The sequence below is a fragment of the Streptomyces sp. SID486 genome (genome assembly GCF_009865385.1).
Taxonomy (GTDB): Bacteria; Actinomycetota; Actinomycetes; order Streptomycetales; family Streptomycetaceae; genus Streptomyces.
In genome coordinates, this window is sequence record NZ_WWJT01000499.1 from 1 (window position 1) to 7,507 (window position 7,507).

Consider the following 7,507-nt stretch of genomic DNA (forward strand, 5'->3'; position numbering starts at 1 on the left):
TCTCCTGCAACCGGGGCGAGCAGCTCTCCGCCGCGGCGGCCGGCGGCACCCGGGTCGTCTGGCTGGACGCCACCACCGGCGTCGGTGACGTGGTGACCCGGGCCCGCCCCAGCGGCACCTGCGCCTGAGCGCGAGCCGCCACGGGCGCCACCGGAGCGCGGCCGTGCAGCCCGGGCGCTCCACAGCGGCCGTGCAGCCGGGCGTTCCACCGGGACCTCACGGCACCGGTACGGCCCGAACGGCTCGAGTCCTGGGCGCGGACCTCTGCGGCCCACCCGCCGAAGCGGGTGGGCCGCAGAGGATCACTCGTCGGGGCCGTTGCCTCACCAGTAGTGGCGACGACCGGCGACCGCGTGCCCCATGGACCCCATGATCCACAGGATGGCTCCCACCACCAGCAGGATCACGCCGATGGTCCACAGGATCGAGATACCCGTGACGAAGCCGATGATGAGCAGGATGATGCCGAGGGCGATCATGACGTGCCTCCAGCTGGTAGTGGTGCTCCTGACCTACGAGTGCCCCCGATCCGGCCCGAATCGCACGCCGGACGCGGAAATCTTCGCGAGGATCGCGACGGTCCGTGTTTCAAGAAGTTCGGTCCGGATTGTTGACTGGGCGTTTCGGCGGCCTCACATTACTTAGCGGTAGAACCGCGCGGTAATCCCGCGGCCGGTCTCCCGTCGTCGGGCGTGCGCTGTCCGCCACGCCCCGCCGGCTCGTACGCCGCTTCGCGCACCGCCCTCGCACGTCGCACCGCCTCACACGCGGGACGGTCCCCGTACGCCGCCCGCGTCTTCACGGAAGCCGCCCCGCTGCGGTTCATCGAGCCGCCCCGCCACGGTTCATCGAGCCGCCCCGCTCCGGTTCGCCAAGCCGCCTCGCTCCGGCGATCCCGCGGGTCCGTGGCACCGCCATGCCCTTTCGCCCGAGCCGTTCCCCGTCCCGAGAAGGGAGAGCCATGCCCGTTCCCGCCCTGCGCCGCGTCCTCACCGCGACGTCCGCGGCCGTCGGCGCGCTGGTCCTCGGTCTCACCACCGCCCCCGCCCAGGCCACCGCCCCCATGAACTACGCGGCCCTGGGGGACAGTTACAGCGCCGCCTCGGGTGTCCTGCCCGTCGACCTCAGCAGCCCGGTCTGCCTGCGGTCCACCGCGAACTACCCGCACGTCATCGCCGCCCGGACGGCGGCACGGCTGACGGACGTCACCTGCGGTGCCGCCCAGACCAAGGACTTCACCGAGGCCCAGTACCCCGGTGTCGCCCCCCAGGCCGACGCGGTCACCGCCGACACCGACCTGGTGACACTGACGATCGGCGGCAACGACAACGGCACCTTCATCAACGCCGTGACGGCCTGCGGCACCGCGGGCGTCCTCAGCGCGGGCCGGGGCAGCCCCTGCAAGGACAAGTACGGGACGTCCTTCGACGACCAGATCGACAGCGACACCTATCCGGCGCTGAGAACCGCGCTCGGCAGCGTCCGCGCCAAGGCCCCGCACGCCCGGATCGCGGTGCTCGGCTACCCGTGGATCACACCCGCGACGGCCGACCCGTCCTGCTTCGTCAAACTGCCCCTCGCCACCGGCGACGTGCCCTACCTGCACTCGCTCCAGGCCCACCTCAACGCCGTGGTGCGGCGCGCCGCCGAGGAGACCGGAGCCGTGTACGTGGACTTCTCCGCGGTGTCCGCCGGACACGACGCCTGCCAGGCCGCCGGCACCCGGTGGATCGAGCCCCTGCTGTTCGGGCAGAACGTCGTCCCGGTCCACCCCAACGCCCTGGGCGAGCGGCGCATGGCCGAGCACACCCTGGAGGTCCTCGGCCTCGGCTGAGCGCGCGGCCCGCCCCGAGCGCCCGGTCAGGCCTCGCTGAACAGCGGGTCGTACGGCGACGTGCGCTCACGGCCCGACATGAAGGACAGGAAGTCCCGCACGAACGCGGAGCGCGCGTACGTGCCGTCCGTGTCCGCCCTGTCCCGTCGGAAGCCCCGGCGGAACAGGGCCCGGTACTCGTCCGCGTCGACGCGCTGGTCGCCGTCCGTGTCGGTGACGTCGAAGAGGACCTCGGCGACCCGGATCAGGGCCGGGCCGGCGAGGGACGGCGCGGCCTCGGCGTACTCCCGGGCGCTGACCCTGCCGTCACCGTCGGTGTCGAGTGCCGCCTGCAGCTCCCGCCACCAGTCGGCGAAGGCGTCGTACAGCCGGGTCTCGGCCGGCTCGTCCAGGTCCAGTCGCCCGGCGATCTCCCTGGCCATCGCGGCGAGGTCGGGCCAGTCCAGATAGCCGTCCCCGGTCTGGTCCAGCACCGCGGCGAAGAACTCCTCGGCGCTGCGCGTGTCGGTCCCCCCGTCCGGCTCCGGCTCCGGCCCGAGGGGCGCGAGCAGTCGTACGAGGGCGCCGGCCCGCTTCATCCGGTCGGTCAGCGCGCTGACCGTCCGTGCCCGGGGGTCGTCGCCGCCGGGGGAGAGGGCGAGCAGCCTGACGATGGCCTCGGGCTGGATCCAGCCCTCCGGGAGGAACCGGGCGAGGCCCACCGCGAGGTAGGCGCCCTGCATCAGGGTCTGTGCGCCGGGCATCTCCGGCAGGCCCGCCCTCCTGCGGAAGGGCTCCGGGAGGGACGCCACGGTGATCACGCCGATGACGGGACCGGCCACCGCCCGGCCGGCGGCCCACATGGTGGGCAGACCGTTCAGCAGCGGCGGCGCGGGCAGGTGGTCGAAGAGCCGGTAGAGGATGACACGCATCGCCTCCGTGTTCTCCAGCCGCTCCTCCACCACGCGGTCGTAGTACGGCCAGAACTCCTGGAGTCTGGGCGGCAGATGACCGGCGTCGCCGTCCAGGGCGGCGAGGTAGGCGCGGAACTCGGCGTACAGCCGCTCCATGACGTCCTGTTCCAGCGGCTGTCCGCTGAGGCGGCACATCGTGACGCTGCTCTCGAAGAGGGTGGCGACCACCCAGGCCCGCACCTCGGGATCCATGGCGTCGTACGGCCGGTTGCGCGCGTCGGCGCCCTTGAGCCGTGTGTGCAGCCGGTTGAGCCGTGCCGCCTCCCTGCCCCGCACGTCGTCGTCCGGCCCGAACATGCGCTGCAGGCTCACGAGCGTGTTGCGCAGCCGCCGCCACGGGTGGGTGACGAAGGTCGAGTTGTCGATCAGGGCCGCCCCGATCTGCGGATGGGCGGCCTCCAGTACGGTCGCCCGGACGACGGCCAGTGCCCAGCGCGGGTCGCTGAAGAACGCGTGGAACCGGCTGTCGGGGCCGAAGAGGGATGTCGCGTCGTGGGCGGCCGGTCCGGGCTCCCGGTCGCGGTGACCGGTACGGGTGCCGGCCGGGTCGTCGCTGCCTGTGTCGGTCACGGTCGTCCGTCTCCGTTCGCGTTCGGCGGCACGCCGCCGAAGCGGCGGTCGCGCTGCTGATAGGTGTGCAGGCACTCCAGGAAGTGCGTCGCGCGGAAGTCCGGCCACAGCACGGGCGGGAAGATCCACTCCGCGTAGGCGACCTGCCAGAGCATGAAGTTGGAGATGCGCTGTTCCCCGGAGGTGCGGATGACGAGGTCCACGTCGGGTGTGTCGGGAAAGGGCAGATGAGCGGCGAAGCTCCGCTCGTCCACGGCCTCGGCCGGCACTCCGCTGCGGATCAGCGACCGCGCCGCCGCCACGATGTCGCCCCGCCCGCCGTGATCGAACGCCACGGTCAGCGTCATGCCCCGGTTCTCCCCGGTCAGGGTCATCAGGTCGGCGAAGTCCCGGGTGAGCGGTGCGGGGATACGCGGGTCCGCGACTCCGAGGAACCGGCAGCGGATCCCGCGCAGGTGCAGCAGCGGGGCGTGTTTGCGCACCACCCGGCGGACCAGCCGCATCAGGAAGTCGACCTCGGCGCCCGGCCGTTGCCAGTTCTCCGTGGAGAACGCGTACAGGCTCAGCCACTCGACACCGGCCGTCCGCGCGGCCTCGATCACGTCGATCACCGTGGTCTCCGCCGCGCGGTGACCCGACGTGCGGGGCAACGACCGCCGGGCCGCCCAGCGGCCGTTGCCGTCCATCACGCAGGCGACATGGCGGGGCACGCGCCGGTGTCCTCGGTCCGCCGGACGGCCCCGCCCCGGGTCGGGGAACGCGGCGGAACCGCCGGTGACTTCCTCAAGTGGCACGCCTGCCCCCCAGCAGCGACGAGCGGACCCTCCGCGAGTCACGGCCCTCTCGGCTGACGGGCCGGATCGTCACCAGCAGGGTGTCAGTCCGGGGGCCGGCGGACGGCGCAACGCCCGCGGTTCACCCCTGGTACTGCTGTCCGAGGGCGTGACCGGACGTCGGTTCGCGGCGTAAACCCGGCCCGGCACGGATGCGGCGCTCGCGGCGCCGGCGGCGCGCCGCCGAGGGCCGGTCCGTCCGTCCGCCCCCGTGACCTGGCCCGGTGCCGGAAGTCCCGCCGCCGGGCGGGAGTCCGGCCACGGCGGTCCCGGCACCATGATAGTTTCAACTTCAACAAAATGCAGCCAGGGGAGCCCACGTGACCAGTCCCGTCCCGGCCGGTGCCGACCGGCGGATCTTCATCGACAAGCAGAGCCCGAAGGCGTACCACGCGCTGCTGCAGACGGCCGAGGCGGTCCGCACCGTCGCCGAAGAGGCCGGGCTCGACCGTGTCCTGGTGGAGCTGGTCAACCTCCGCGTCTCGCAGCTGAACGGCTGCGCCTACTGCCTGCACGTGCACACCCGGGCCGCGTTGCGGGCGGGTGACACCCCGCAGCGCCTCGGCGTGCTCGCCGCCTGGCGCGACACCGAGCTGTTCACTGCCGCCGAACGGGCCGCCCTGGCACTGGCCGAGGCGACCACCGCCGCGGCCGACACCGCCGCCCAGGACGCCGCCCGCGCCGCGGCGCGGGCGGTCCTGACCGACGACCAGACGGCCGCGGTGATCTGGGTGGCCGTCACCATCAACGCGTTCAACCGGGTCTCGATCATGAGCCGGCACCCGGTGCGCCCCGAGCGGTAGGGGGCGGGCTCCCGCCGCGGGCCGGCGGCGCGGTCCGCCGGCCGGACTCACGTCGGCTGGCGCTGCTCCCGCGCCGGGACCGGAAGCACGACGATCCGCCCCACGGCCCGGCTGAGGAGCCCCACGCCCACGACGATCAGCAGTGCCCCGCACAGCTCGGGCACCAGCCACCACCCGGTGCGGATCCGCTCGTCGAACAGGGTGATGCCGAGGGCCAGGCTCACCACCGCGTCACCGATGGTCAGCGCGGGCTGCGCGGCGGCCAGGGGGCCGGCCTGGAGCGCGTTCTCCAGCAGGAGCACGGCGGCGGCCCCGGCGAGCGCGAAACCGTACGTCTGCCAGGACCGCAGGAACGCCGTGAAGCCGTGGTCGGCGAACGTGCCGCTGGCCGACTTCAGCAGCGCGGCGGTCAGGGCGTTGCCGGTCGCGGAGGCGCCGGCCAGCAACGCGGCACGCCGCGCGGGCGCACCTCCCCGGCCGGCCAGCAGCACCGCCGCGGCCATCACGCCGACGCACAGGCACACGGCCGGGATCCATCGGACGAGGGGCGCCTGATCGGTCGCACCGTGCGGGGCGGCGGCGATCAGCAGCACGGCGAGCCCCGCCACACAGCCGCCGACGCCCCACCAGCCCGAGCGCGGCAGCCGCCGGTGCATCAGCGGGGCCGCGACGAGCAGCGCGAAGGGCAGTTCCAGGATGAACAGCGGCTGGACCAGTGCGAGCGGACCGTTGACGAGCGCCAGGCTCTGGAAGAGGGCGGCGCAGACGACGCCGGCCATGCCGATCATCCAGAACGGGCGGTGCACCAGTTCCGCGAGCAGCCGGAGCCCGCTGCGGCTGCTCGCCGAGGCCGCCTTGCGCTGGAACGCGGTGCCCACGGCGTTGCTCGCCGCTCCCGCGACGGCGAACACCGCGGCGAGTTCGATCACGACCATCTCCTGCCTGCGGCAGCCCTCCCGGAGGGAGGATCCGGCGCTTGCGGCCATCGGGCACTCCCAGCCTACGAAAGGCGGCGCCACCCTGCCGCGCGGACGGCTCCGCCCCGGCGCTCCCCGGGCGGGGCCGGGGCGAGGGGTACGGACGCGCTCTCGCCGGCTGCGGTCAGCCGCCCCAGACCGTCCAGGACGTCGTGCCGTGCGCGGCCATCAGCGCGGCGAGAACCACGAGGTCCGCGACGCCGAGCCCCAGCCCCAGGAGCGCGCGGAACCGGCGTGGTGTGTCCCGGCGCAGGGCGATGACCGCCAGCACGATGGCGATGGGGCCGAGGACCAGATTGAGGACGAGCAGCCCGACGAGGCCGAGGACGAAGGAGGCCACGGCCATGCCTTCGGTGTCACGGCGGCCCGTCCGGCGGGAGGGTGGCGCGGTCAGCCGCATGGTCAGGCCCTCCCCGTCCGGTTGCGCCGGCGCCGCTCGCGTCCCGCGAAGACCAGGAGCCAGACGGCGATGAGTGCCCCGAGCACCAGCGTGACGGGCCAGGGCAGATAGGCCGCCGACCCCACGACGATGCCCAGCAGGAGCAGTGCTGCCACCAGGAAGAGCACGCTTACCTCCCCGGGGCGGCGACGGCGGCGGACGGTGGGTTCCCGGGCCGCCCGTACGACGGCTTCTGCGGCCACTTGCTCAACGCGTTCATGACATCGCCGGTTACCCGGGAGCGGCGGGATCACGCAGCCGTCGCCCACCGATGGCGCGGAACTGACGGACCGACAACCACGAGACATCGGTCGTCGTCGCTCCCATGGCGGCAGGCGGCGGGGGCATCCGGAGGGCATGAGTCTTCCGAAACCGCTCACCCGCGCACTGATCGTCGTCCTGACCTACGTGGCGTCCGTCCTGTTCCTGCGGTACCGGCACGACGGGATGGACTGGACGCACGCGTTACTGATCGGCCTGGTCGTGACCCCGCTGGCACTGCTGGTGTCGGCCGGCCGGGAACGGCTGAACGCGAAGGCGCAGGCGGCCGGGGAACGCATGAGGGCCCGCCGGCGGTACCAGAGGAGCCGGTGACGGGGCCCGGTGCTCCCCGGGTCCCCGCCCGGGCCCCCTGCCGCGCTGCGCGGTTCAGGTGGCGCGCGTTCCGCCGCCCCGGCGGATGCGGCCCAGCAGATCCCGGTGGTAGGCCGCGAGCCGGCCCGCGGGCACGGGGGCGGGGCTGCCGGAGAGGGTGTACCAGGTGTCGCCGCCCCAGTGCTGGACGGCGACGCGCACGCTGATGCCGTCGGCACGGAGGATGGTCGCGACGGTGAGGTCACCGGTGATGACGCCGACTTCGTCGGTCATCGCGCCGCCGGGCCCGGCCGTGACCCGGTCGACGTAGCTGTTGACGCTGGGAGGGTTGCTCATGGGGCGCAGGTTTCCATCCCCCTGACCGGCCGGCCCCGCACCGCGCGCATGTCGTGCGTCCGTGTCGCCGTGTCGGACGTGCGGCCGGGACGCCGACGGCCCCCCGGCCGGCCGGTGTCCCCGGACCGAGGGAGCCGGTCGGCCGGTGTGGGGGCCGGGGCGGTCAGG

General features: G+C 73.7%; 10 protein-coding genes. 3 read left to right on the forward strand and 7 right to left on the reverse strand.

Annotated features, from left to right (window positions below; translation table 11 throughout):
- Nucleotides 1–323 precede the first annotated feature (323 nt).
- Nucleotides 324–479 (reverse strand): DUF6131 family protein, encoded by a 156-nt coding sequence (locus GT045_RS39040; protein ID WP_189301413.1) that lies wholly within the window; start codon nucleotides 477–479, stop codon nucleotides 324–326.
- Between the two features lie 482 nt (nucleotides 480–961).
- On the opposite strand from GT045_RS39040, the gene GT045_RS23355 reads away from it, so the two are divergent.
- Nucleotides 962–1,834: an SGNH/GDSL hydrolase family protein gene (locus GT045_RS23355; RefSeq protein ID WP_161335329.1), complete on the forward strand. Its 873-nt coding sequence runs from the start codon at nucleotides 962–964 to the stop codon at nucleotides 1,832–1,834.
- Between the two features lie 26 nt (nucleotides 1,835–1,860).
- Here the strand turns inward: GT045_RS23355 and GT045_RS23360 are convergent, their stop codons facing one another.
- Both GT045_RS23360 and uppS read right to left on the reverse strand, forming a co-directional pair.
- Nucleotides 1,861–3,357: an oxygenase MpaB family protein gene (locus GT045_RS23360; protein WP_161335330.1), complete on the reverse strand. Its 1,497-nt coding sequence runs from the start codon at nucleotides 3,355–3,357 to the stop codon at nucleotides 1,861–1,863.
- Nucleotides 3,354–4,067: a polyprenyl diphosphate synthase gene (uppS, locus tag GT045_RS23365; protein WP_345942731.1), complete on the reverse strand. Its 714-nt coding sequence runs from the start codon at nucleotides 4,065–4,067 to the stop codon at nucleotides 3,354–3,356. The genes GT045_RS23360 and uppS overlap by 4 nt, the downstream gene beginning before the upstream one ends.
- A gap of 443 nt (nucleotides 4,068–4,510) precedes the next feature.
- Between uppS and GT045_RS23370 the strand changes: the two genes are divergently transcribed.
- Nucleotides 4,511–4,993 (forward strand): carboxymuconolactone decarboxylase family protein, encoded by a 483-nt coding sequence (locus tag GT045_RS23370; RefSeq protein ID WP_161293328.1) that lies wholly within the window; start codon nucleotides 4,511–4,513, stop codon nucleotides 4,991–4,993.
- Nucleotides 4,994–5,040: 47 nt separating this feature from the next.
- Here the strand turns inward: GT045_RS23370 and GT045_RS23375 are convergent, their stop codons facing one another.
- The 3 genes from GT045_RS23375 to GT045_RS39045 form a co-directional block, all read right to left on the reverse strand.
- The gene (locus GT045_RS23375) at nucleotides 5,041–5,922 is read right to left on the reverse strand and encodes a DMT family transporter (RefSeq protein ID WP_161293333.1); all 882 of its coding nucleotides are present in this window, start codon (nucleotides 5,920–5,922) and stop codon (nucleotides 5,041–5,043) included.
- 172 nt (nucleotides 5,923–6,094) lie between these two features.
- A complete protein-coding gene (locus tag GT045_RS23380) occupies nucleotides 6,095–6,370 on the reverse strand; it encodes a DUF4190 domain-containing protein (RefSeq protein WP_161293326.1) in 276 nt (91 codons plus the stop codon).
- 2 nt (nucleotides 6,371–6,372) lie between these two features.
- Nucleotides 6,373–6,537, reverse strand: coding sequence for a hypothetical protein (locus GT045_RS39045; RefSeq protein ID WP_202528843.1), 165 nt, complete (start codon nucleotides 6,535–6,537; stop codon nucleotides 6,373–6,375).
- 229 nt (nucleotides 6,538–6,766) lie between these two features.
- On the opposite strand from GT045_RS39045, the gene GT045_RS23385 reads away from it, so the two are divergent.
- A complete protein-coding gene (locus tag GT045_RS23385) occupies nucleotides 6,767–7,003 on the forward strand; it encodes a hypothetical protein (protein WP_161335332.1) in 237 nt (78 codons plus the stop codon).
- Between the two features lie 54 nt (nucleotides 7,004–7,057).
- Here the strand turns inward: GT045_RS23385 and GT045_RS23390 are convergent, their stop codons facing one another.
- Nucleotides 7,058–7,339 carry a hypothetical protein gene (locus tag GT045_RS23390; protein ID WP_161293322.1) on the reverse strand — a complete coding sequence of 94 codons (282 nt, stop codon included), beginning with the start codon at nucleotides 7,337–7,339 and terminating at the stop codon, nucleotides 7,058–7,060.
- Nucleotides 7,340–7,507: the final 168 nt, after the last annotated feature.

Bases quoted from the DNA above. Each gene is read 5' to 3' on its own strand.
- GT045_RS39040 (WP_189301413.1), bottom strand. From the start codon at position 479: ATGATCGCCCTCGGCATCATCCTGCTCATCATCGGCTTCGTCACGGGT.
- GT045_RS23355 (WP_161335329.1), top strand. From the start codon at position 962: ATGCCCGTTCCCGCCCTGCGCCGCGTCCTCACCGCGACGTCCGCGGCC.
- GT045_RS23380 (WP_161293326.1), bottom strand. From the start codon at position 6,370: ATGCGGCTGACCGCGCCACCCTCCCGCCGGACGGGCCGCCGTGACACC.
- GT045_RS23385 (WP_161335332.1), top strand. From the start codon at position 6,767: ATGAGTCTTCCGAAACCGCTCACCCGCGCACTGATCGTCGTCCTGACC.
- GT045_RS23390 (WP_161293322.1), bottom strand. From the start codon at position 7,339: ATGAGCAACCCTCCCAGCGTCAACAGCTACGTCGACCGGGTCACGGCC.